This is a genomic window from Neisseria sp. HMSC15G01 (assembly GCF_001808255.1).
Taxonomy (GTDB): domain Bacteria; phylum Pseudomonadota; class Gammaproteobacteria; order Burkholderiales; family Neisseriaceae; genus Neisseria; species Neisseria subflava_A.
Window position 1 is genome coordinate 73,865 of sequence record NZ_KV792654.1, and the last position, 23,671, is coordinate 97,535.

At 48.4% G+C, this 23,671-nt stretch carries 19 protein-coding genes; 6 read left to right on the plus strand and 13 right to left on the minus strand.

Features of this window, described 5'->3' with window-relative positions; all coding sequences use genetic code 11:
* Positions 1-29 precede the first annotated feature (29 nt).
* From parC to HMPREF3139_RS00615, 3 genes are all read right to left on the minus strand, one after another.
* On the minus strand, positions 30-2,333 hold the full coding sequence (gene parC / locus HMPREF3139_RS00605) for a DNA topoisomerase IV subunit A (protein ID WP_070459473.1): 2,304 nt from the start codon (positions 2,331-2,333) through the stop codon (positions 30-32).
* 208 nt (positions 2,334-2,541) lie between these two features.
* Positions 2,542-3,864 carry an MFS transporter gene (locus HMPREF3139_RS00610; RefSeq protein WP_049348776.1) on the minus strand — a complete coding sequence of 441 codons (1,323 nt, stop codon included), beginning with the start codon at positions 3,862-3,864 and terminating at the stop codon, positions 2,542-2,544.
* A gap of 194 nt (positions 3,865-4,058) precedes the next feature.
* Positions 4,059-5,102, minus strand: a complete 1,044-nt coding sequence (locus tag HMPREF3139_RS00615; protein WP_070459476.1) for a LacI family DNA-binding transcriptional regulator — start codon at positions 5,100-5,102, stop codon at positions 4,059-4,061.
* A gap of 257 nt (positions 5,103-5,359) precedes the next feature.
* On the opposite strand from HMPREF3139_RS00615, the gene pgi reads away from it, so the two are divergent.
* Positions 5,360-7,000: a glucose-6-phosphate isomerase gene (gene pgi / locus HMPREF3139_RS00620; RefSeq protein WP_070459478.1), complete on the plus strand. Its 1,641-nt coding sequence runs from the start codon at positions 5,360-5,362 to the stop codon at positions 6,998-7,000.
* Positions 7,001-7,170: 170 nt separating this feature from the next.
* On the opposite strand, the gene ftnA (HMPREF3139_RS00625) is transcribed toward pgi, so the two are convergent.
* Complete coding sequence (gene ftnA / locus HMPREF3139_RS00625) at positions 7,171-7,668, minus strand: non-heme ferritin (RefSeq protein WP_003686798.1); 498 nt, start codon at positions 7,666-7,668, stop codon at positions 7,171-7,173.
* Between the two features lie 16 nt (positions 7,669-7,684).
* Positions 7,685-8,170 (minus strand): non-heme ferritin, encoded by a 486-nt coding sequence (gene ftnA, locus HMPREF3139_RS00630; RefSeq protein ID WP_003686837.1) that lies wholly within the window; start codon positions 8,168-8,170, stop codon positions 7,685-7,687.
* Between the two features lie 910 nt (positions 8,171-9,080).
* Here ftnA (HMPREF3139_RS00630) and HMPREF3139_RS11135 point away from each other — a divergent pair.
* Together HMPREF3139_RS11135 and HMPREF3139_RS00645 are read left to right on the plus strand one after the other, a co-directional pair.
* On the plus strand, positions 9,081-9,254 hold the full coding sequence (locus tag HMPREF3139_RS11135) for a hypothetical protein (RefSeq protein WP_225905495.1): 174 nt from the start codon (positions 9,081-9,083) through the stop codon (positions 9,252-9,254).
* Positions 9,255-9,515: 261 nt separating this feature from the next.
* A complete protein-coding gene (locus HMPREF3139_RS00645; RefSeq protein ID WP_234395504.1) occupies positions 9,516-10,793 on the plus strand; it encodes an AmpG family muropeptide MFS transporter in 1,278 nt (425 codons plus the stop codon).
* A 73-nt stretch (positions 10,794-10,866) separates the two neighbouring features.
* Here the strand turns inward: HMPREF3139_RS00645 and raiA are convergent, their stop codons facing one another.
* The 7 genes from raiA to HMPREF3139_RS00680 form a co-directional block, all read right to left on the minus strand.
* The gene (raiA, locus tag HMPREF3139_RS00650; RefSeq protein WP_003686778.1) at positions 10,867-11,181 is read right to left on the minus strand and encodes a ribosome hibernation-promoting factor, HPF/YfiA family; all 315 of its coding nucleotides are present in this window, start codon (positions 11,179-11,181) and stop codon (positions 10,867-10,869) included.
* A 49-nt stretch (positions 11,182-11,230) separates the two neighbouring features.
* Complete coding sequence (gene rpoN, locus HMPREF3139_RS00655; protein WP_070459481.1) at positions 11,231-12,586, minus strand: RNA polymerase factor sigma-54; 1,356 nt, start codon at positions 12,584-12,586, stop codon at positions 11,231-11,233.
* Positions 12,587-12,770: 184 nt separating this feature from the next.
* Complete coding sequence (gene lptB / locus HMPREF3139_RS00660; protein WP_070459483.1) at positions 12,771-13,505, minus strand: LPS export ABC transporter ATP-binding protein; 735 nt, start codon at positions 13,503-13,505, stop codon at positions 12,771-12,773.
* A gap of 70 nt (positions 13,506-13,575) precedes the next feature.
* On the minus strand, positions 13,576-14,106 hold the full coding sequence (gene lptA, locus HMPREF3139_RS00665; RefSeq protein ID WP_003748337.1) for a lipopolysaccharide transport periplasmic protein LptA: 531 nt from the start codon (positions 14,104-14,106) through the stop codon (positions 13,576-13,578).
* Positions 14,087-14,668 carry an LPS export ABC transporter periplasmic protein LptC gene (gene lptC, locus HMPREF3139_RS00670; RefSeq protein WP_003686789.1) on the minus strand — a complete coding sequence of 194 codons (582 nt, stop codon included), beginning with the start codon at positions 14,666-14,668 and terminating at the stop codon, positions 14,087-14,089. Before lptC ends, lptA begins: the two co-directional genes overlap by 20 nt.
* Positions 14,665-15,201, minus strand: a complete 537-nt coding sequence (locus tag HMPREF3139_RS00675) for a KdsC family phosphatase (RefSeq protein WP_063069321.1) — start codon at positions 15,199-15,201, stop codon at positions 14,665-14,667. Before HMPREF3139_RS00675 ends, lptC begins: the two co-directional genes overlap by 4 nt.
* 66 nt (positions 15,202-15,267) lie before the next feature.
* Positions 15,268-16,242, minus strand: coding sequence for a KpsF/GutQ family sugar-phosphate isomerase (locus HMPREF3139_RS00680; RefSeq protein ID WP_070459486.1), 975 nt, complete (start codon positions 16,240-16,242; stop codon positions 15,268-15,270).
* A 134-nt stretch (positions 16,243-16,376) separates the two neighbouring features.
* On the opposite strand from HMPREF3139_RS00680, the gene tal reads away from it, so the two are divergent.
* The 3 genes from tal to HMPREF3139_RS00695 all read left to right on the plus strand — a co-directional run bounded on the left by tal (position 16,377) and on the right by HMPREF3139_RS00695 (position 19,445).
* A complete protein-coding gene (gene tal / locus HMPREF3139_RS00685; RefSeq protein ID WP_070459489.1) occupies positions 16,377-17,432 on the plus strand; it encodes a transaldolase in 1,056 nt (351 codons plus the stop codon).
* Between the two features lie 152 nt (positions 17,433-17,584).
* Positions 17,585-18,472, plus strand: a complete 888-nt coding sequence (gluQRS, locus tag HMPREF3139_RS00690) for a tRNA glutamyl-Q(34) synthetase GluQRS (protein ID WP_070459492.1) — start codon at positions 17,585-17,587, stop codon at positions 18,470-18,472.
* A 238-nt stretch (positions 18,473-18,710) separates the two neighbouring features.
* Positions 18,711-19,445, plus strand: coding sequence for a LytR/AlgR family response regulator transcription factor (locus tag HMPREF3139_RS00695; protein WP_070459495.1), 735 nt, complete (start codon positions 18,711-18,713; stop codon positions 19,443-19,445).
* A 276-nt stretch (positions 19,446-19,721) separates the two neighbouring features.
* On the opposite strand, the gene pilC is transcribed toward HMPREF3139_RS00695, so the two are convergent.
* Positions 19,722-23,282, minus strand: coding sequence for a PilC family type IV pilus tip adhesin (pilC, locus tag HMPREF3139_RS00700; protein ID WP_070459498.1), 3,561 nt, complete (start codon positions 23,280-23,282; stop codon positions 19,722-19,724).
* Between the last annotated feature and the right edge of the window lie 389 nt (positions 23,283-23,671).

Genomic DNA, 23,671 nt, shown 5'->3' on the forward strand with positions numbered 1-23,671 from the left:
TAATTTATTTAGATATATTTGTTCTTGTTTCAGGACAAACTTTTCAGATGGCCTGATATTTCCAATACCTTGCCTTTTTTACCGCGCTTGCCGTCAATATCGGCAATCCGCAGTTTTTCCTGATGCTCGGCGCTGCGGCGGCCGACCGATACAACGGTAAACTCAGGAGAGGTCGTCACCATAATGTGTTCCAAAGATGCACCATCGGCCAACGACATCAGCTGCAAACCGCGGCCTTTAGGCATGACTTTAAGCTCGCCGATGGAAAACGCCAAGAGGCGGTGGTCGCTGCTGGCCAGTACGATTTTGCAGTCGGGATTGATGAGCGAAGATGCATAGACGGCAACGGGCAGCAGGACGGTTTCGCCGCTGTCCACGGTCATTACCACTTTGCCTGCTTTCACGCGTCCGACCATATCGCCCAGTTTGGCGATGAAGCCGTAGCCGCCACTGCCTGAGAGCAGGTAGTGCTGTTCGGGCTGACCGGTAAGCATGGCAACGGGTTTCGCACCGTTTTGCAGCTCGACTAACGATGAAACCGGCACGCCGTCACCGCGTCCGCCGGGGATTTCGGCGGCATCGAGCGTGTAGGTTCTGCCCAATGAATCCAAGATGATGACAGGCAAAACGGTGCGGCCTTCGAGGGTTTGTTTGAGGCGGTCGCCTTCTTTGAACGCGGTCTGGCTCAAATCAAGGTTGTGTCCGGATCGGCTGCGTATCCAGCCTTTTTCCGACAAAATCAGCGTGATGGGTTCGTCGGCGGTAGTCTGCGTCAACACGGCGCGTCCGGCCTCCTCCACCAGCGTGCGGCGCGCGTCGCCGAACTGCTTCATGTCCGCCTGCATCTCTTTGATAATCAGCTTGCGCTTTTCGTTTTCGTCGCCCAAAAGGATATTCAGACGGCCTTGTTCTTCGCGCAACTCGTTCAATTCTTTTTCGAGTTTGAAACCTTCCAAACGTGCCAACTGGCGCAGGCGGATTTCCAAAATGTCTTCGGCTTGGATTTCGGTCAGCCCGAACACCGCCATCAAATCGGCTTTCGGGTCGTCTGATTCGCGGATGACTTTAATCACTTCGTCGATGTGCAGAAAGACTTTCAGACGGCCTTCAAGGATGTGCAGCCGTTTTTCCACTTGGTTCAAGCGGAATTTCAGACGACGTGTTACGGTAACAACGCGGAAATCCAGCCATTCCTGCAAAATCGTTTTCAGGTTTTTCTGCGCGGGGCGGTTGTCCAAACCCATCATCACCAAGTTCATGGACACATTGCCTTCCAGCGAAGTTTGCGCCATCAGCGTGTTGATGAAGGTATCCGTATCAATGCGGCTGGATTTCGGCTCGAACACCAGTCGCACGGGATGTTCGCCGTCGGACTCGTCGCGCACGCGGTCGATTAAATCCAGCATCAGCTTTTTGGTATTAAGCTGGTCTTGGTTCAGCTGCTTTTTGCCTGCTTTCGGTTTCGGGTTGGTTTGTTCTTCGATTTCGGCAAGGATTTTGGCGGAATTGGCGTTCGGCGGCAGCTCGGTCACAATCACGCGCCATTGTCCGCGCGCCAGCTTCTCGATTTCGTAACGCGCACGCACGCGCACGCTGCCCTTACCGGTTTCGTAAATCCGGCGCAATTCGTCCGCCGGCGTGATGATTTGACCGCCGCCGGCAAAGTCGGGCGCTGGGATGTACTGCATCAGGTCGGCGGTTTCCAGCGTCGGTTTCTTCAACAGCGCAATCGCCGCCTGCGTGACTTCGTTCAAATTGTGTGATGGGATTTCGGTCGCCATGCCCACCGCGATGCCCGATGCGCCGTTGAGCAAGACCATAGGCAGACGGGCTGGCAGATGTACAGGTTCGTCAAACGCGCCGTCGTAGTTCGGTACAAAATCCACCGTACCCTGATTGATTTCGGACAACAGCAATTCCGCAATCGGCGTCAGCCGTGCTTCGGTATAACGCATCGCCGCCGCTCCGTCGCCGTCGCGTGAGCCGAAGTTGCCGATGCCGTCGATTAAGGGATAGCGCAAGGTAAAATCCTGCGCCATGCGAACCATCGCTTCATAGGCAGAACTGTCGCCGTGCGGATGGTATTTACCCAAAATCTCGCCGACCACGCGCGCCGACTTCACCGGCTTCGCGCCCGCCATCAAACCCATATCGCGCATGGCAAACAAAATACGCCGTTGTACGGGCTTTTGGCCGTCTGAAACTTCAGGCAGCGCGCGGCCTTTGACCACGCTCATGGCGTATTCGAGATAGGCGCGTTCGGCGTATTGACCTAACAGCAGGTAGTCTTCGCCGACGGGGAATGGACTGGGAGCGGAAATGTGTTCTGTCATCAGGATGGTAAAACGAAATTAATTAAAGAAGGATATTGTAAAGCAAAATCGGCAGTCATAGCCAATTTGAGTGATGAACGGTAGCTCGGCGTCAATAAGGCTTACCGAATCAAGTCGGCAAATATGATTTGTTTCGACCAAAAAGGCCGTCTGAAACCCTTTCATGTTTCAGACGGCCTTTTCATTTTGGTTTTAAATCAAAACTTCGTTATTCTGCAGTAGCCGGTTTGGCCGCAGTTTTAATGGTTAAGGTCAACGCAGCGGCGATAGCCAGGGAAACACCGGCAAAAGTCATCGCGTTGGCAGGGTTTGAACCCAAGAAAGTTCTGTACACCCAGCCGAAAGATACAGTTTCAATCAGCATTGGAATCACAATCATCATGTTCACAATACCCATGTACACGCCGTAACGTTCTTTAGGGATAGAGCCGACCACAATCATAAACGGCACGCCCATCATACTTGCCCAACCGACACCAAAACCAATCATCGGCGCAAACATCAGGTATTTGTTGCCGATGTGCGGAATGGTGAGCAAGGCCAGCGCGGCAAGGGTTACGGCAAAGGCGTGAACATATTTGGCGGCGTATTTGCGCGCCATCCACATCAGGCCGAAGGCGGAGATAAAGGTTACCACGTTGTAGAAACCGTTTACCAGGCCGGTCCACGCAACCGCTTGGCTATACGCTTCGGTATTCTCAACGGTCGAGTCCCAAACGGATTGGACGATACTGTGGGAAATATATTGCCAGTAGATGAAGAGCGCGTACCATTGGAAGAGATACACCAAAGCCAGTTGCCACAAGGCTGTCGGCATTTCGCGCACGGCAACGACAATATCTTTAACAGCATGGGCCGGACCGCTCGGCTGGGCTTTAATGGCCGCCATTTCCTCAGGGCTGGGCTCGCGTTCGGCCGTTGATAAAACGGTAACCAAAACCGAACCGATGGAGCAGACCGCACCAATATAAAACGAACCGAATACCCAATACGGAATGCCCGCTTCGGAAGTTTGTTGCAACCAGCCAATTTGTTGGAAGATATAGAGGGAAACGTTGGCCAGGGTAATACCCAAACCGGTAAACACGGACTGCATCAAGAAACCGGTGGATTGCTGGTGTTCAGGAACGGTATCGGCAATAAAGGCACGGAAAGGTTCCATTGCCGTGTTGTTGCTAATGTCCAAGAGCCACAGCAGCAATACGGCCACCCACAAGGCGGTAACGTGCGGATAAATAAAGAGGCAGAGGCTGCAACCGATGGCGCCGATCAAGAAATACGGACGGCGGCGGCCCAATCCCGGCACCCAAGTGCGGTCACTCATCGCACCAATCATCGGCTGCACCAGCAAACCGGTAATCGGGCCTGCCATATTCAGAATCGGCAATTGGCTCGGGTCGGCATGAAGGAAGCTGAAAATCGGGTTAATCGCAGTCTGCTGCAACCCGAAGCTGTATTGAATGCCGAAGAAACCGAAGTTCATCAGCATAATCTGGCGAAGTGTCATCGCCACTTGTGGGGAGATTTTCATAGGAAGGCTACTCCTGGATAATAAACTATGGAAACAACAAACTCCAATTTCAGCGGTATGACGCTCTTATTGTATTGGGCCGCCTTTTTAATGAGGCAACCCTGTTTTCAGACGGCCTTTATTTTGACCGTTTATATAATCTTGTTTTGATGTGTGTTTGTGTTGTTTGAAGCTTATTTTTAGGCCGTCTGAAACTATTTATTCATTACAGACTGACGCCAGATGGTTTCCCCAACGACCTTGACGGGCTGAGCCGTACCGGCCGGATGTTCGATGTATTGGAACAGCAAATCCGCCGCCATTTCGCCCATGCGCAGATAAGGCAGCTCGGTGCTGGTCAACGGCGGAAACAGCGTTTCCGCAATCGCGCTGTGGTTATCGTAGCCGGCAACGGAGACTTGCTCGGGAACCCGCACGCAGCGCGTCCTCAAAATCCCGTACACGCGCACTGCCATTTCATCGTTGCCGCAGCAAATTACCGTCGGCGGAAGCGGCAAAGACAGCAGCTTCAAAATAGCCGAAATCAAAGACCCGCTGTCATTGCTGAAGTCAGGATAACCAGTTTGCACCAAATCAGGATCGAAGACAATATCCGCATCCGCCAAAGCCCGGCGGTATCCGGCCAATCTCAATCTCGTTGCTTCTACACCCGGCTGCAAAGTCACATAAGCAATCCGTTTGTGTCCGCTTTGGATAATCCGGCGCACCAAGCCATACTGCCCTGCTTCGTCGTCCGGCAAAACCGACGGCGTACCTGCCAAATCAAAGCAGTTGACCAACACCATCGGGCAGCGGTTGGGCACTTCCGGCAACAATACTTCCTGATGGAAACCGGCGACATATAAAATCCCCTCGGCACGGTGTTCCATAAAGGTACGGATCAGCGGCTCCATCTGACCGGGCTGACTCGGCTTGTTGTCGATGTCGGCAATCATCAAAATCTTGCCTTGTGCGCGAATCCGCTGCTGAATGCCCTTAATCAAGAACATATCTGGAATGCCGTGTCCGCCCGTATTCTCGCCCGTCCGCGAAATGGCGCCGGTAATCAGGCCGACCAAGCCGGAACGGTGGGACCGCATAATCCGCGCCGCAGAAGACGGGATATAGCCCAAAGCGGCAATCGCTGTTTCTACTTTGGAACGGGTTTTATCGCTGACCGGCGCATCGCCGTTAATCACCCGGCTGACCGTCTTGGGAGACACTCCGGCATAAGCAGCGACATCATAAATTGTAGCCATCTTACGAACTCGCCCCGACAGGATTTCAATAATGTTACATAGGATAACACAGCAGACATCGGTGTCATACCCCTTTTTTTACAGAAACTTGATGATAATCAATCATTTCTTTTTCATTTTGCATACATTTCTTAAATAAAACCACCCCCGCCACCTCCCAAAACCTGTTCAAATTTGTTAAACTACAAGCCACTACAAAAAAGCAGGAAATACCTATCTATCCTGCTTATTTTACCGTTACATACTAAGGAAACGAGATGACCGCATACTCAGACGCATGGCAGGCCTTGGAAGCCCATCATGCCGATACGCAACACGTTACCCTGCGCGAACGTTTCGCTGCAGATGCCGAACGTTTCAACAATATGCACGAAATTCTGCACGGTTTGTTATTTGATTACAGCAAAAACCGTCTGGATGAAAATACCCTTGATTTATTGTGCCGACTGGCCGAAGCAGCCGATTTGCCACAATATATGCAGGCCATGCTCAACGGCGAAAAAATCAACACCAGCGAACACCGCGCCGTCCTCCACACCGCCCTGCGCCTGCCGGCCAATGCCCAACCCATTTACGTCGACGGCGAAAACATCGTGTCCAAAGTTCATCACGAACTCAACCGTACCCTCGAATTCGCACGCCAACTCCTAGACGGCACCCACGCAGGCATTACCGGCAAACCCATTACCGACTTGGTTCACATCGGCATCGGCGGCTCCGATTTAGGCCCGCGCATGGCCACACAGGCGCTGCAGCCTTATTGGCAAAACATCCGCGTCCACTTTGTCAGCAACTCCGATGATGCCGACTTGACCCAAACCCTTCTCGGCCTCAACCCCGAGACCACCGTATTCAGCATTGCCAGCAAATCGTTCCGCACACCAGAGACCCTGCTCAATGCCTACGCCGCGCGTACTTGGTACCGCGATGCAGGTTTGCCCGATTCCGGCATCTACCGACACTTCTGCGCCATTTCCGCCGATGTGGCCGCAGCCCAAAACTTCGGTATCTCCCCCGACAAAGTCTTCGCCATGTCCGACTGGGTCGGCGGCCGCTATTCCGTCTGGTCGCCCATCGGCCTGCCGCTGATGGTTGCCGTCGGCGAAAAAGCGTTCCGCAAAATGCTGGCCGGCGCACACGCGATGGACACCCATTTCTTCGAGACCCCGTTCCGCCGCAACATTCCCGTCCTGATGGCGCTCATCAACGTTTGGTACAACAACTTCCAACATTCAGACGGCCAAACCGTTGTCCCATACAGCCACAACATGCGCCTCTTCACCCCGTGGCTCAACCAGCTCGATATGGAAAGCCTCGGCAAACAGCGTACTTCAGACGGCCAACCCGTTTCCTGCACCACCGGCGGCATTGTCTTCGGCGACGAAGGCGTCAACTGCCAACACGCCTACTTCCAGCTTCTGCACCAAGGCACGCGTCTGATTCCCGTCGATTTCATCGTCCCCATGACCACAATCTACGGCAACCACCGCCAACACCGCTTTACCGTTGCCAATGCCTTCGCCCAAGCCGAAGCGCTGATGAAAGGCAAAACCCTAGACGAAGTGCAAATCGAATTGGCCGCCCTACCCCAAGACGAACGCGACCGACTTGCGCCGCAGAAAGAGTTTCCCGGCAACCGCCCGAGCAACAGCCTGCTCATCGACAGCCTGACACCTTTCAACCTCGGCATGCTGATGGCGGCTTACGAACACCGCACCTTCGTTCAAGGCGTAATTTGGCGTATCAACCCCTTCGACCAATGGGGCGTGGAATACGGTAAAGAACTGGCCAAAACCATCGAACCCGAACTCGAACGCGGTACGCCGGCACACGACAGCTCTACCAACGGTCTGATTGCCTTCTACCGCAACTGCAACGCAGCATCGAAGGCCGTCTGAAAATAAAATATCCGTAAGACAAACACTCTGCCTGTCTTACGGACATTTCAAAACCTAATCGGCGGTAAGAATGAACCGTTAAAGCACCGCACTTTTAGACAAAAGTAGCTAGATTTTGATATAAAAAAAGGCTAAATCGATAATGACTTAGCCTTTTTCATCAGACTTGATTAGTTGTTTGTTGTTAATGCGCCTAAATCTTTATCAACTAAGAACAAACCTTTACCATCTTCACCAAGAAGATTTAATTTATCCAAAATTCCACTGAATAATTTTTCTTCTTCATGTTGTTCAGCCACATACCATTGTAAGAAGTTAAAGGCAGAGTAGTCTTTCTCTTCAAAAGTTCTACCAACTAATTCATTGATTTTAGAGGTAATTAACTTTTCATGTTCATAAGTTAATTCAAGTACTTGTTTCAATGATGAAAATTGATGAGGTGGTTCATCAATTTGTGTGATGATAGCCAATGCGCCGGTCTCATTTAAATAAGTGAAGAGTTTACGCATATGCTGCATTTCCTCAGCCGCATGCTCTGATAAAAATTTTGCAGCTCCTTCGAAACCTTGTTGTTCGCACCAGGCGCTCATTTGTAAATATAAGTTAGAAGAATAAAACTCTAAATTCATTTGATCATTTAATAGTTTAATCACGCTATTTGATAACATTTTATTTCTCCTATTCTTATAAAGTTTTTAATTCACGATCAATGTAGTAGAGCGCTGTACCACTTTCACCAAGAAGTTTGAATTTATCAACAATACTGTTAAATAATTTTTCTTCTTCATGCTGTTCAGCTACATACCATTGTAAGAAGTTAAAAGTAGAGTAATCCTTTTCTGCAAAAGTACTCTCAACTAACTCATTAATTTTAGATGTCACTAGTTTTTCGTGTTCAAGTGTTGTTTCAAAAACTTCTTTTAATGAAGCGTAATCGTGTTTAGGGGCGTCAATTTTACCTAACAAAGGCATTCCACTGGTTTCGCTCACATAAGTAAACAACTTTTGCATATGTTCCAATTCTTCATCGGCATGACGAAGTAAAAATGCTGCAGCGCCTTCATAACCATGTTTATGGCACCATGCACTCATTTGCAAATAGACATTTGATGAATACAACTCGAGATTAATTTGTTCGTTTAATTTTGCTGTAATTGACTTACTTAGCATAACTAACTCCTTTTCTCAATGCGGTTAATAGATGTATCACAATAAAAAATTTGTATTTGCGGATGAATTTTACTCATTTTATTGAGAATAGTCAATTTTATTTTATCAATTTTTATGTAACCCATTAATTTAAAAGGATTTTAAAAATAAATCATTCTCATTTGGTTCAATTTAATGAAATGAGTTATCAATATCTCCTTTGCCTAAATTCTCTAGAGAAATGATGAGGTGTTGGAAGGAGAATCGTAGATTTCCAAAGTTTTTTGCTCTCACTTATCAACTCCAAAATACTGGATAAATAGAAAACATGAAAATTCAATGTTTTTTATAGAATTACGCATCAAAGCGATATAGTTTCAAAGTAGGTTATCCTTAATATTTGAATGTGACAATTACCATTTATTATTTAACATAATATACATATTGTTGAAAAATCTACTGGTTAACTTCAATCAGGGAAAGCATGAAGAAGTTAGGAAGTTGGTTGGAAAGTTGATTAGGGTAGATTTTATTCAAATGAAAGACTAGGCTATGAAATCAAAATTTGTGTATAAGTTACTGGTAATTTCAAAGTACCTGTATATTTTAATTTGTATATCAATACCAATCGTTTTTATTTATGAAAGCTACCAAGGAGATAATGTTGATTTTATGATTTATATTCATGCTTTTATTATTTTTTCCATATTGGGTGTATTGACTCAATATTCTACATCTAATTTTTTTGAAAAGGAAAAATAACATGATTGAACTATCCATTGAGGATCTGGAACTAATTTATGGAGGAGGCTTAGGAGAGAGAATCCTTCAAGGAGGAGCAAATGGTGCATAAATAGGGGGATCAATTGGTGCAGGTATTGGTCTGGGTGTCGGTATAGCTTTTGGCAGTATTCCTGCCGGACCAGCTATTATGGTCGGTGGCACAATTGGTGCTGCTGTTGGTGCTGCAACTGGTATGGGTGTTGCAGCATATGAGTATTACCAAGAAACTCAGCCTAAAGGGACAGTAACGATCGGTCCGATTTCTGCTTTTGCTGTGGACAAATCAGGAAACGGCTACACTGACGGCACAAATTACCACTGATATTTCTCATCGTTCAAACGATCTCTAGGGGTCGTCTGAAACTTTCTTAACTTCAATTTTATGAATACACCCAAGCAACCCTTCTTCCGTCCTGAAGTCTCCGTTGCCCGCCAAACCAGTTGTTCCAACAAAAGGCCGTCTGAAACTTAATTTGTCAAAGTTTCAGACGGCCTTTTATTATTCAATAAAGATAGCAGAAGTTGATTCGCCATATCCCCCATCTTTGCTACAATATCCCTTTTCTTTTTTATTGATTCCACTATGACAACCGCACCCCAACCCAGCACTTGGCGCAAGATTTTTTCGCGCAAAATGCTGATCTGCATTTTCACAGGCTTCACTTCGGGGTTGCCGCTTTATTTTCTATACAGCCTGATTCCAGCATGGCTGCGTAGCGAACACATTGATTTGAAAACCATTGGACTATTTGCATTGATTGGTTTCCCCTACACTTGGAAATTCATCTGGTCACCTCTTTTGGACACCGTACGCCTGCCATTTTTAGGTTTACGGCGCAGTTGGATGCTGATTACCCAAATAGCACTCCTATTGCTTTTGGCTTCCTATGCATTTGTCCGACCGCAAGAACATTTATCCATCATCTTAGGCTTAGCTTGTGCTACAGCATTCTTCTCCGCCAGCCAAGATATTGTGATTGATGCATTCCGACGCGAAGTACTGTCAGATGAAGAATTGGTATTAGGCAACTCGCTGTATGTGAATGCCTACCGTATTTCTTCATTAATTCCGGCCTCATTAAGTCTGATTTTGGCCGACAGATTGCCTTGGTCAACCGTCTTCATCATTACTTCCCTGTTTATGATCCCAGGTTTACTTGCGACCTTGTTCATAGCACGCGAGCCAGATCACTCAACTCTTGAAACCAAAGGCTTAAAAGAAACCGTTATCGAACCATTTCACGATTTCTTTACCCGCCAGAGTGTGAAGCAGGCTTTGACTATTTTGGCGTTCATCTTGCTGTATAAACTGGGCGACAGCATGGCAACTGCTTTGGCTCAACCGTTTTATCTCGATATGGGCTTCTCTAAAACCGATATTGGTCTGATTGGAAAAAACGCAGGTTTATGGCCGGCTGTAATTTTTGGCGTTATCGGCGGCATTTGGATCACCAAACTTGGGGTTAATCGTGCTCTGTGGTTATTCGGTTTGATACAGTGGGTCACCATTTTAGGCTTTGCATGGCTGGCAAGCTTCGGACATTTTGACCATGTCGGTGCATCGGAACGAATCTTTTTAGCGGTTGTAATTGCGGCTGAAGCAATCGGCGTCGGCTTAGGCACAGCAGCGTTTGTCTCGTATATGGCGCAACAAGCCAATACGGCATTTACGGCAACGCAATTAGCCCTTTTTACAAGCCTATCTGCCGTACCGCGTACATTTATGAACGCAACGGCAGGCTATCTGATTGAAGCGATGGGTTACTTCAATTTCTACTGGCTGTGTTTTGCTTTGGGCATACCGGGCATGTTGCTGCTGTTTAAAGTGGCACCGTGGAATGGTCAAAAAGTGAGTAACTAGATTGCCAGTCTAAAACTTCTAGCAAAACAAAAGGCCGTCTGAATATTCAGACGGCCTTTATCATACAAAAACTTTATTCTGCTTCAGGTTTGACAGTGCTGCGGACATCGCCGCTTTTTTCTTTATGTTTCAAAACAGCGCGGTCGAGCTTGTCCATCAAAACATCAATCGCGGCGTACATATCCTGCTCAATCGCTTCAACGTGCAAATCTTTGCCTGCCAGATGCGCATCGGCTTCGGCTTTTTGATTGACTTTTTCCACCGAGAGCGTAATGGTCACAGAGATGATGTTGTCGGCGTGGCGATTGATTCGTGCCAACTTGTCGGAAACATAGTTTTTGATGGCTTCGGTAACATCAAAATTCAGACCGGTGATTTTCAGATTCATGATACAGCTCCTTCGGTTGATTAGTCCGTCAAAACGGATCGGAATATATCTACTCGGTAAATTTTCGTTTGTGTGCCGGTGGTATGTCTAATGATTCTCTATATTTAGCAACTGTACGTCTGGCGATTTCAATGCCGCGTTGTTTTAATAATTTGACGAGGGCCTCGTCCGAATAAGGTTTGCTGCTGTCTTCGCTTTCAATCAGCTGGCTCAAGACAGCTTTGATTGCGCCTTGACTGAACCCTTCGCCGTCATCATCGGCATTGACTGCCTGTGTGAAGAAATAGCGTAACGCAAACAGGCCGCGCGGGCAAGACAAATATTTCTGGTTGGCAGCGCGCGAAATGGTGCTTTCCGCCAAACCCAATTCGGCGGCGGCATCTTTCATCAGCATGGGCGACAGGCCGATTTCTCCGAAGATGAAAAAATCTTCCTGATTTTTGACAATATACTCGGCAAGGCGGAGGACTGTGCTTTTGCGCAGTTCCAAAGAATCAATGCGCTGTTTGGCTTCACTGATTTTTTCCTTCCACTTCGGCGCGCCCTCTTCCGCCGATTTCATCAGGTCGCAATATTCCTGATTGAGCTGCAGCTTCGGCCAAGCCGCCTCGTTGCTGATGACTTCCCAGCCGTCCTTGCCCTCTTTGACCCAAACGTCAGGCTGAATATAAGGTGTAGGCGTGGCAGAGGCGAAACCGTAGGCCGGATAGGGATTGAGCTCGGCAATCATATCGAGCGCGGCTTCTATGGTTTCGCTGTCGGTATCGGGATAGAGTTTGCGGAAACGCAGAACGTTTTGTTTGCGGTTTTTGCCTAACTCTTGAAGCGAACTTTGCACCAAATGCGCGGCCATTTGTCGGGCAGGAGAAGCCGGCAAACGCATTAATTGCAGCATGAGCGACTCGGTCAAATCGGCCGCCGCTACGCCGGGCGGCTCAAAGGTTTGCAATACATCCAGCGCATTTTGCAGGGCTTCTTCGTCCAGCATCCAATCCAACGGCGTGTGGTAGATGATTTCTTCGAGACTGTCGGTGAGGTAGCCTTGTTCATCCAAAAAATCAATCAAGACGTGAACATAGGCCGCTTCCACTTGCGAGAGCGGATGCTCGCACACTTGGGCATGCAGATAGTGTTTGAAATCCTCTTCTTCGGCGATGTTGCTCCAAATATCTTCGGCATCGTCGCCACTCAACTGCTGACCTGCGCGCGGCATGGTTACCGCACGGTTGAGCCCGCTATCGGCAAACTCATCAGTTTCCGGACGCTCAAGCAGAGGATTGTCCAACAACCAGTCTTCCACTTCGCGCTCAAGCTCAAGACCCGACATCTGCAAGATGCGCAAAGACTGCTGCAGCCGCTGGTTGAGCTGCTGGGTCTGTTTGAGTTTAAGGACGAGTGAAGACATAGCGTTTTTTTTCGAAGTGTATAGATAGTTTTTCAGACGGCCTTTGTACGGAGGGCCGTCTGAAAAACTAGGTTATAGGTATTATATTTGTATTCTTAGTAATTATTTCAATATTTACAGTTACCCTCAATTGAAATGAGAGCCTCGTGTGAAACCGGTTTTACGATTGCCGTCAAATATGCATTCAATATTTGAAATTTTCACCCAAGTAAACCGAACGGACTTGTTCATTGTTGACCAAGTCGTCCGGCTTGCCTGAAGCCAATACCGTACCGTCGCTGATGATGTAGGCACGGTCGCAGATGCTGAGGGTTTCGCGCACGTTGTGGTCGGTAATCAATACGCCAATACCGCGTGATTTGAGGAACTCGATGATTTTCTGAATATCGATGACGGCAATCGGGTCAACGCCGGCAAAAGGTTCGTCCAACAAAATGAAACGCGGCTGCATGGCCAACACGCGCGCGATTTCGACACGGCGGCGTTCGCCACCGGATAAAGACGGCGCGGGGTTGTTGCGCAGGCGTTCGATGTTCAAATCGGCCAACAGTTTTTCCAGTTCGGCATCGATGCGGCTTTTGTCCTTCATGCTGATTTCCAAAATGGCGCGGATATTTTGTTCCACGGTCATTTTGCGGAAAATCGAGGCTTCCTGCGGCAGATAGCCGACGCCGAGGCGGGCGCGTTCGTGAATGGGCAGGTGGCGCAACTCTTGTCCGTCCAGCATCACGCTGCCTGCATCGGCGGCAATCAGGCCGACAATCATGTAAAAGCTGGTGGTCTTACCTGCGCCGTTGGGGCCAAGCAGGCCGATGACTTCGCCACTTTCGATTTCAAGGGAGAAGCTTTTGACGACTTGGCGTTTTTTGAAACTTTTTTGCAGGTCTTGAACCACAAGACGGCTGTTGTTTGCGCTCATATTCTGTTGACTTTCGATATTGACCTCAGGCCGTCTGAACCTTTTTCAGACGGCCTTTTTGTGTGTTTTCTTATTTGTTTTTCTGCGTGCTGGACGGCTGGATGACCACGCTGACGCGGCCGGATTTGGCGGCGGATTTCACACCGGATTTGGCGCTGCCGTTAATGGTGTAAACCTCGGTTTTAGTGTTGTACGTAATGACCGCACCTTCGGCTACATCGCCGCCGCGCTGTACTTTGGCATTTCCGGACAGGGTAACCAGGTTGGCTGCGGAAGAATACGTTACAGTATTGGCTTGGCCGTTGACCACGCCTTTACCGCCGTCCAACTCTTGGCTGAATTTGACGGGAGAGCCGGTGGCTTTCATCAACTGCTCGCTTTTGTCGTTGCGTGAAACGGTTACGCTGCCGGCACGGATATTGAGCGTGCCTTGTTTGATGATGACGTTGCCGGAAAAGGTGGTGCTTTGGTTGTTTTGGTCAAGCGAGCCTTGGTCGGCTTCGATTTGAATCGGCTGCTTGCTGTCGCTTTGCAGGGCAAAGGCCGGGCTGGCGGCAAAAACGGCAACAAGGGCTAAGGTTTTACAAATTTTTTGTATCATAAATTGTGGCTTTCACTTTGGAAGGGAAATTCAGCAAACCGGTTTTGTGGTCATAAGTCATGCCGTTTGCCTGACCGCCGGACTGTCCGTATTGGAAAGTAACGGGGCTGTCGGTATGGGCGTATTGCGCCTCGGTATCGACATTCAAACGTTCGGTTTTGACGATGCCGGCCAAACGCTTGGCATCTGCTGCTTTGTTTAAGACAACATTCTGTTCAAAAACGACTTTTTTGTTTTGAATATTGTATGCTGCCTTGTCGCTGCCGACTTCGTACAACAGGCTGCCGTCGCGGTAAAACGAAAGGTGTGGTTTATCCAAATGCACATCCGCGCTATTCGGATATTGGACGGCATCGACCGCACTCAGGTTTTCTTTCAGACGGCCTTCTTGGTCAAAACGTTTGCCGTTGATACCTTTCATCGAATATTGCGGCTCATTCGGATTGAGGACGACTTCTTCGACCTGCACTTCGCTGATGCGGCCGAGCCACGCCGCCAATGCGCCGAGTGAAACGGCCAACACCAGCGGAAAAGCGATTCCGTAACGCCATCTGATTTTCATCGTACATACTCTTTCAAAGCAGGTTCAAGCGTACCTTGCGCCTGCATAATCAAATCGCACACTTCACGCACCGCGCCTGCGCCGCCGGAACGTCGGGTTACATAATGGGCGTATTGCAAAGTAAACCAATGCGCTTCAGGGACGGCGACCGCCAATCCGCAACGCACCATCACGGGCAAATCGACAACATCGTCGCCGACAAAGGCGCACTCATGCTCCTCCACACCGGCCTGTTCGCGTAATTGGGCATAGGCGGCACGTTTGTCGTGAATGCCTTTGAAGTAATAGTTGATACCGAGCTGCTTCACGCGGATACCGACGGAAGGCGCATCGCGGCCGGTAATAATCGCTGTTTGCACGCCGCCGGCCTGAAGCATTTTCAAACCGTGTCCGTCCAAAGTGTGGAACGATTTGATTTCTTCGCCGTTGTCGCGGATAAAAATGCGGCCGTCGGTCAAAACGCCGTCTACATCTAATATCAGCAGTTTGATACCTAAAGCGCGTTGTTGCAGGTCGGAAGAGAGGTTTTGCATAAGGTTTCCTTATTTCAGACGGCCTATTCTAGCATAAGGCCGTCTGAAAACGTTTTTGCCGTCGATTCAGACAATTCGTGCCATCAATAAATCGTGCATGTTCAGCGCACCAATCAGCACGCCGTTTTCTTCGACCACCAGCAAACCGTTCACATGGCCGCTTTGCATGGCTTTCAAAGCTTCGGTGGCAAGGCGGTCGGCAGAGATGGTTTTCGGAGAGGCGTGCATGATGTCGTCCACTTTCAAACCGGCAAAGCTGTCGCGTTCTTGAAACAGACGGCGCAAATCGCCATCGGTAAATACGCCTTTCAGACGGCCTTCGGCATCGGTTACCGCCAACATGCCCAAGCCTTTTTCACTCATGCGGACAATGGCTTCTTTCAACGGCGTACCCAACAAAACGGCAGGCAGGGCTTCGTCTTTGTGCATGATATCCGCCACGCGCAGCAACAGGCGCTTACCCAAGCTGCCGGCCGGATGGCTTAAAGCAAAATCGTCCGGCGTAAACGCACGCGCCTGCAGCAATACCACTGCCAGCGCATCCCCCAACGCCATCACGGCGGTCGTACTGGAAGTCGGCGCAAGGCCGAGCGGGCAGGCTTCTTTGGAAACTGCCGCGGTAATATGGATATCGGCATGACGCGCCATGGTCGAAGTCGGATGAGCAGTGATACAAATAAGCGTGATGTTTTTGCGTTTCAACGCCGGAATAATCGCTGCAATTTCATCGCTTTCGCCGGAATTGGAAATGGCAACCACGACATCGTGGTCCACAATCATGCCCAAATCGCCGTGCGCTGCTTCGGCAGGATGGACGAAAAACGCAGGCGTGCCGGTGGAAGCCATGGTTGCCGCCATTTTGCGGCCGATGTGTCCGGACTTACCCATGCCGGTAATGACCACCCTGCCCTTGCAGTGCAACAACGCTTCCGCCGCACGGACAAAATCATGGTTCAAAGCCGCCGCAATTTCACGCAAACCTTCGGCTTCCGTATCCAATACATCGCGCGCCCAGTCGAGATAAAGTGTGTTTTCCGCCATCAAAGCCGCCTTTCGTGCTTGAATTTAGGTTTGTTTTGCCCAAATTAATCGGCTGTAAACTGTTCAAATTCATCGAATCGGCGTAGCATTACCGCCACTTCACAAACAAACCTATTATGTAAAAGGAATCAGAGATGACTATTTTATCGGACGTTAAAGCATTAGGACAACAAATCTGGTTGGACAATCTCTCCCGTTCGCTGGTACAAAGCGGCGAATTGGCAGAAATGCTGAAGCAAGGTGTGTGTGGCGTAACTTCCAATCCTGCCATTTTCCAAAAAGCCTTTGCCGGAGACGCCCTGTACGCCGATGAAGTAGCCGCGCTCAAACAGCAGGACCTGACCCCGAAACAACGCTACGAAACCATGGCGGTTGCCGACGTACAAGCCGCCTGCGACGTGTGCCTTGCCGAACATGAATCCACCGGCGGCAAAACCGGCTTCGTCAGCCTCGAAGTTTCGCCTGAATTATCCAAAGACGCACAAGGCACGGTTGAAGAAGCGCGCCGCCTGCACGCCGCCATCGGCCGCAAAAATGCCATGATTAAAGTACCGGCAACCGACGAAGGCATCGAAGCACTCGAAACCCTCGTTTCAGACGGCATCAGCGTCAACCTGACCCTGCTTTTCTCCCGAGCCCAAACCCTCAAAGCCTATGCAGCCTACACGCGCGGCATTGCCAAACGTTTGGAAGCAGGACACGACGTTTCCCATATCCAAGTTGTCGCCAGCTTCTTTATTTCCCGTGTCGATGCCGCATTGGACGCCACCCTGCCTGACCACCTCAAAGGCAAAATCGCCATTGCGCTGGCCAAAGCCGCCTATCAAGATTGGGCGCAATACTTCGGCAGCAGCGAATTTGCCGTACTTGCCGAAAAAGGTGCCAACCGCGTACAACTTCTGTGGGCATCTACCGGCGTGAAAAACCCTGCCTATCCTGACACTTTGTACGTTGACAGCCTGATTGGCGCCCATACCGTCAACACCGTTCCCGATGCCACACTCAAAGCCTTTATCGACCACGGCACCGCCAAAGCCACGTTAACCGAAGGTGTGAACGAAGCCCAAGCGCAGCTTGCCGAAACCGCGAAACTCGGCATTGATGTTGAAACTTTGGCAACTCGTTTACAGGAAGACGGTTTGAAACAATTTGAAGAAGCCTTCGCCAACCTACTGGCTCCCTTGGCTTAAGCGGATTGAACGGGCGGCAAAGAAACTTAAATCATTTTGAAAAGTCTCAGGCCGTCTGAAACCCAAATTCGGGCGTGTACGGCACACCCTTTTCTATCACGATTTGAATACCGTGCAGGCATACTGCCCCTGCCCTACAAAACCACCCTGCCATGTATATAGGACGTTTTGCCCCCAGCCCTACCGGCCTACTTCATATCGGCTCCCTACTGACCGCCGTTGCCTCCTATGCTGACGCGCGCGCTCATCAGGGTAAATGGCTGGTCCGCATTGAAGACCTTGACCCCCCGCGTGAAATGCCCGGCGCCGCCGACGACATTTTGCGCACGCTTGAAGCTTTCGGCTTTGAGTGGGACGGCGAAATCGCCTATCAAAGCCGCCGTTACGACCTATATCAAGACACCCTCGACCGCCTTAAAGCAGCCGGGCTGGTGTATCCCTGCTATTGCAGCCGCAAAGACTGGCAGGCGGCGGCAACACATGGCGCAGACGGATTTGTGTATAACGGCCGTTGCCGCAATCCTCAGCAAAGACCCGACACGCAAAACAAAACGCCGGCATGGCGCATTCAAGTGCCCGATCGCGTAATCGGTTTTCCAGACGGCATTGTCGGACATTACGCACAAAATCTGGCGCACGACATCGGCGATTTTGTCCTACTTCGTGCCGACGGCTATTGGGCATATCAGCTTGCCGTGGTTGCTGACGATGCCGACCAAGGAATAACGCATATTGTCCGCGGTCAGGACTTGCTCGTTTCCACGCCACGCCAAATCTATCTGCAACAATGCCTCGGCGTTCCCACACCGGCCTACGCCCACCTTCCCCTATTGACCAACAACCAAGGGCAAAAATGGTCGAAACAAACCCTTGCCCCGGCTTTGGATTTGAATCAAAAAGAACAACTCCTACGCCAAGTCCTAACCTACCTCAACCTACCCGATGCACCTACCGTGAACCGTCCGCAGGAATTGCTTGATTGGGCGGTGGTACACTGGCAAATGGACAAAATCCCAAAATCGTCCATTATCACGGACTGAATTAGCGCAATTACAACAAAATTACTCTAGGTATTACAATATTTCATAAAATTATGTAAGTAATCTTCCGATTCATCCCAAACCATGCCCAAGAAGCGAAAAATCATGTATATTTTAAAAATTTCCTAAAATTGTCACAAACTGATAATTTCAAGCTGACAACAACATACGGCTGACGCGTTATCAAGGACGACAAAGCGCGACAGATCTCCCACGATACAACAAAAAGAATACCGCTATGCCAAGTGCCATTATTGTAGAAGACGAAGTATTAGCAGCAGAACGCTTACGTGTATTATTGGAAGAGTGCAATGTCGTACTGCTCAACGTCTTTCACCATGCCATGCCAGCATTGGAGTGGCTGAGCGTCCACGAAGTTGACATCGTCTTTGCCGACATCGGCATGCCGGAAATCGACGGTCTCGAATTTGTCGAACGCATTAAGCGTACCGCCAAGCGCCAGCCGGAAATTGTCTTCACCACAGCCTACGAAGAACACGCCCTGCGCGCATTTGAGCTGGCTGCCGCAGACTATCTGCTCAAACCGATCAAAATGACCCGCCTGCAAACCGCGCTTGACCGCATCATCGAGAAAAACCGCGAAAAAGCAGACAGTTTTACCCATTTCAAAGTGTACAACCGCGAACGCATGGTTGAAATTCCATGGCAACAGGCGCGTTACCTGATGGCGGAACACAAAACCGTCTATCTGTTTACTGGCGACGGCCAAAGCTACGAATTACCGAAGACCTTGGTTTACTGGGAAGAATTGCTGGGCGACAAAGTCATCCGCATCCACCGCAATGCCCTCGTCTTCCGCCACACCCTCGACAGTCTGATTCGACTGGACGATGACGAAAACGATGAATCCGCATCCACGTGGAGCGCTAAAATTCTCGATATTCCGACCCCGTTGCCCGTCAGCCGCCGGCAACTCTCCACCCTGCGGAAAATCATTAAAAACAGCATCTAACAATGCGCTCCTTGACTCGTTCTCTTTAAATCAAAGGCCGTCTGAAAAGATACTTTTCAGACGGCCTTTTAACTTATCAGCCAAATGGTAGAAATTTAAAAAAAGAATAGTCCAAATCTGTCGTTTAGCTCTATCCAAGCTTTCAATTTGATCAAAGCTTGTTTTGCCCTCAAACAAGCTTTTCTATCCACCAATCCAACATTTTTGAATTACTACTACTCAACAGAAAAGGCCGTCTGAAAAATTCAGACGGCCTCGATATTCAAGCCTTACAAATTAAAAGAACAATTCACGCCAGCTGATACGTTTGAGTCCGCATGTACGGCCTTCTACTTTTAGGCTGACCAGTTGGTTAGACAAGAGACTGCGATCACCTTTGGTTGCAAAACATTTATTATTTGGCACGCTCGGCGTGGCGTTCAGCTCCTTATCCGTACCCGTGCCACCACTATCGCCATCGGCAGTTACCGGAGAATCGTCGGCTTTACTGGAATTCATATAAGTAAAGTTGATAACGCCATCAAAAGTCATACCGTTGGCGTAATCAATCTGGCCATTATTCTCGCGCCTGATAAACTTACGATCCTTACTGGAGATACGAGCATCACGCAAGCCCAAACGGCCGCCGTTTTCGGCATTTACGCCCAGAATAATCGTTTTCGCTGTCGTTTGTGTGGACGTGCTGTCCGGCAAACAAACATCGGTACTGGAAGAATCAGTATGAATTGTTTTGCTTTCATACTTACGAATGGTCAGAACAGCTGTACGCAAAATCATCGTCGGTTTGACAGTCACACGTTCATTCGGACCTAAAGTCAGACTCCAGCCTTTTTTGCCTTCACCAACCTTATTGTTGCTGACATAAATATGTTCGCCGTCACTTTCTCTGGTTTGCTGCTCCAACTCACTGCTGTTTGCCAAAACCGCTTTTTTAGATTCATCAGTAGACACATCGTCGTAAATACCATAAACGGCATTGATTTGTCCGTTGGTACCTTCTAGTTCATTCTGATAAATCTCGCTACCCGTACCAAAAATGACGACATACTTGTCTTTACCACGACGTGATACCGCAGGCGCAGACGTAATCGGTTGATTACCCGAACCTTGGAAAATCATTTGCGCCGACCATTCAGACGGGGTTTTACCTCTCAAGTCGAAGCGGAACATATTGCCATAACGGTCGCCTGCATAGGCAATATCGACAATACCGTCAAAATCGGTGTCTACCAAAGTGGGGGTGGAGAGGCCACCTTTGCCATTCGGTGCAGGAATTTTAGCCAAGAGATTACCGGCACTAGAAACATTTTTGCCGGTATCTTGCGTACCAGCTTCTTTACCTGTCATATCATAGACATATAAAGCCGTTTCATTGTCGACACTGTTCACATCTTCAGTACGATAGCCGCTGGCCAAGAAACCCGCATAGCGCACATCAGATTTCAAATTGACCGGAGTGGTATCGCGCTTGATGGAAACACGGCCGATTTGTGTCGAACCAATGGTATAACCCAGCTTATTGCCAGTGCCTTTTTTTGTTTCAAACAAAGGCACAGTCGTATTCCAACTACTACGATCACTGTTAGCTACCGCATCAATATTCAACGCATATGCACCGCGTCCGCCCTGACCCATTGCACCAAACATAAAGGTTTGTTTATCAGGTGTTTGACGGAGAACAAAGCCACCATTGACCATATAGCGGTGTGGCGTGCTGGAGCCATAGCCCTCACGAGCAATATCCTTCAGGACTTTGCCCAAAGTTGTTGCTTGACCTTTCTCGTCCTCACGTTCCATACCTGCCGGAATATAGCTGAGTTTCAAGTCATAAGGATTGCTAGGCGTACCATTACGGAAAATATGTACCATACCGTCATTGGCAGCGGCAACCAAAAACTCTTGACGGTTGTCGCGCTTATTGCCAATAGCCGCAACCGAACCGTCTAAAATATCGCCCAAATTACGTTCATCTTTATTTGGATCATTAGGGTCAGTCGGACGGATACGATAAGACTGACTATAACCTTTTGCCTCTGCATCCGCTTTGATGGCTTCATCACTACCTGCTCGGCCAGTCCATTTCAACAATGCATTTTTCCATTCCAACTTCAACTCATCTTTCGCACTGCCGTCTGAAATGCCAAAATCGGCGTTTGAAGCCTCATTATCTGCAACGCTATCGATGAAATAGGTCTTACTGCCATCATTAACCAAAGTAAGACGGTTATTAAATGATGGCTGAACAAACTCAGTCGTATTAATAGGCGTACCATTGCGGTTTAATTTATAAAACCGCAACTGACTGCTCCAAGAGCCGGTATTTAAATGAACCGTTGCCGCCATATTGGGAATACCTGTACTGGTCGTCACCGGCGCAGTTGAAGCTGCCCCTTCAAATTTCATTATTTTGCTGTCAGTTTCAATATTGTCGATAATGGTTTTAAAGGCCTCAAGCAACTTTTCAGGTTTTGAGGCATTGAAATACCATTCCGGGCGACTGGCACCCTTTTCCAGATAATCTCTCCCGACTTTAGAGATTCCCTCACCAAAGCCCACGGTAAAAGTCTGAACCAATTGCTTGCTATAATCTACGCCCTTAGGATCGCTTGGATCACCATCCCAGCTCTTGCCTGCAGCATCTCGACGATCCTCTGGCTTAATCGCAGCATCTAGACGATTTTCTGACTTAATCGCAGGTTTAATATCTTTTTCTGCCAAAGTCTGGCTAAAGAAACGCATACCGCGTTTTTCATCCTCATAGTTCCTATCCCAATAAGGAACAATAATTTCGCCAATGCCTTTGACTTCTCGTTTACCATCTTTTTCACCTAAAAGCACCCAATCCCCTGAATCATCATCTTTTGCATAATCAGTATATTGGCATTGAAACTTTTTCTTCCCTTCAGGAGTATCCAATCTCGGATCATAATTTGGCAGATCAAAATATACTTCACCTTTAAGGCCGATTCCTGAAAATTCCTTACCTTGCCCATGTTTATTTTCATAAGCTTTTACTTCAGACGGCCCAAAATATTCATAGACCTCATCCGAGCTACGATCAATAGCACGGTAATAGTTTGAATAATAATATTTTCGGTCATAATTGAAGTTAGTATTGGGAGATTTACGTGGGTCTTCTCCAGAGGCCTGATTGCTACAACTCATATTGGCATCGCCATCAGAAACCACGACAACATAGGATTTTTGACAACGGTATTTAATATTTGGAATAACGAAATTTTTGACAACTTCATAATAACGGCGCGTTGTCGGCGTAGCTTGGTAAGCCAACATCTCGTCTACCTTTTTCCTGACATATTCCCAGTTTCGACCGGCAGAACCATCCGTAAAGCCATCAGAATCCTTCATATCGCCTTTGTCATCGTCGGGGCTAGACAATTCTGCATATGCGTAAAGAGCATTATCCTTTTTCCTTTTTTCCTCATCCCATTTCCAATACCGAGGATTATTATGTAAAGTCTGCAAGCCCCAGTTAAACTGATCTTTATACCGCTCCAAAATCTTCTTTAATGCCGATTTTGCAATATTGATTTTTCTATTCTTATCATCTACATGATATTCACCCTTAGCATCAGCCAACATACTGCCCGAGTCATCAATCAAAAACATAATATTGTGTTTGACTCTGGGCTGGCCAATAGGCTCGTTTACGTTTTTCAGGTAAAACGGAATTTCGGCAAAACCATTCTTTTCTTTAGATTGCTGGGGATTTGCCTGAACGGAAAAGCTAATGAGGGCTAAAGCGGAAGCGATGCTTGCATGAATGAGGCGATGGCGGCCTGATGGAGCGTTTTGCATAATGTGTTCTTTTTTCATCGGATAATCTCAGTTAAAAATGACGTTGTTTTTATTTTTTATGGGGCTACGATTTTAGCATAAACAGCCTGTTTCATGTTTGATTCGGCTGAATTTCCCTAAGCGCGCATTTCAAGCACAACAAAAATGAAACAATCTGCCTGCTCAGTTTTCAGACGGCCTGACTGAATATTTAGTTCAACCTTATTCATCAGGCATTCCAAAAGCAAGGGACTGTACCGTAAAGATAAAACGTTTTTAAATTATCGATTATTGGCTCTACGCTTGAAATTCCTATTACTTTGACTTAAAATACACTGCTTCTACGGCATAGACCGCTATGTCTGAAAAAGCACGTTACACAGCAAAATCAAAGCTGCGGAGCGTGTTTTTTTTTAGCCGAGATTTCC

What these genes read in the sequence shown, in the direction of transcription:
- parC (WP_070459473.1), bottom strand. Translation starts at nt 2,333, where the DNA reads ATGACAGAACACATTTCCGCTCCCAGTCCATTCCCCGTCGGCGAAGAC.
- HMPREF3139_RS00680 (WP_070459486.1), bottom strand. Translation starts at nt 16,242, where the DNA reads ATGGCGGAAAACACACTTTATCTCGACTGGGCGCGCGATGTATTGGAT.
- lptA (WP_003748337.1), bottom strand. Translation starts at nt 14,106, where the DNA reads ATGATACAAAAAATTTGTAAAACCTTAGCCCTTGTTGCCGTTTTTGCC.
- rpoN (WP_070459481.1), bottom strand. Translation starts at nt 12,586, where the DNA reads ATGTCTTCACTCGTCCTTAAACTCAAACAGACCCAGCAGCTCAACCAG.
- pgi (WP_070459478.1), top strand. Translation starts at nt 5,360, where the DNA reads ATGACCGCATACTCAGACGCATGGCAGGCCTTGGAAGCCCATCATGCC.
- lptB (WP_070459483.1), bottom strand. Translation starts at nt 13,505, where the DNA reads ATGAGCGCAAACAACAGCCGTCTTGTGGTTCAAGACCTGCAAAAAAGT.
- HMPREF3139_RS00645 (WP_234395504.1), top strand. Translation starts at nt 9,516, where the DNA reads ATGACAACCGCACCCCAACCCAGCACTTGGCGCAAGATTTTTTCGCGC.
- HMPREF3139_RS00695 (WP_070459495.1), top strand. Translation starts at nt 18,711, where the DNA reads ATGCCAAGTGCCATTATTGTAGAAGACGAAGTATTAGCAGCAGAACGC.
- HMPREF3139_RS00675 (WP_063069321.1), bottom strand. Translation starts at nt 15,201, where the DNA reads ATGCAAAACCTCTCTTCCGACCTGCAACAACGCGCTTTAGGTATCAAA.
- pilC (WP_070459498.1), bottom strand. Translation starts at nt 23,282, where the DNA reads ATGAAAAAAGAACACATTATGCAAAACGCTCCATCAGGCCGCCATCGC.
- raiA (WP_003686778.1), bottom strand. Translation starts at nt 11,181, where the DNA reads ATGAATCTGAAAATCACCGGTCTGAATTTTGATGTTACCGAAGCCATC.
- lptC (WP_003686789.1), bottom strand. Translation starts at nt 14,668, where the DNA reads ATGAAAATCAGATGGCGTTACGGAATCGCTTTTCCGCTGGTGTTGGCC.
- HMPREF3139_RS00610 (WP_049348776.1), bottom strand. Translation starts at nt 3,864, where the DNA reads ATGAAAATCTCCCCACAAGTGGCGATGACACTTCGCCAGATTATGCTG.
- HMPREF3139_RS11135 (WP_225905495.1), top strand. Translation starts at nt 9,081, where the DNA reads ATGGTCGGTGGCACAATTGGTGCTGCTGTTGGTGCTGCAACTGGTATG.
- gluQRS (WP_070459492.1), top strand. Translation starts at nt 17,585, where the DNA reads ATGTATATAGGACGTTTTGCCCCCAGCCCTACCGGCCTACTTCATATC.
- tal (WP_070459489.1), top strand. Translation starts at nt 16,377, where the DNA reads ATGACTATTTTATCGGACGTTAAAGCATTAGGACAACAAATCTGGTTG.
- HMPREF3139_RS00615 (WP_070459476.1), bottom strand. Translation starts at nt 5,102, where the DNA reads ATGGCTACAATTTATGATGTCGCTGCTTATGCCGGAGTGTCTCCCAAG.
- ftnA (WP_003686798.1), bottom strand. Translation starts at nt 7,668, where the DNA reads ATGTTATCAAATAGCGTGATTAAACTATTAAATGATCAAATGAATTTA.
- ftnA (WP_003686837.1), bottom strand. Translation starts at nt 8,170, where the DNA reads ATGCTAAGTAAGTCAATTACAGCAAAATTAAACGAACAAATTAATCTC.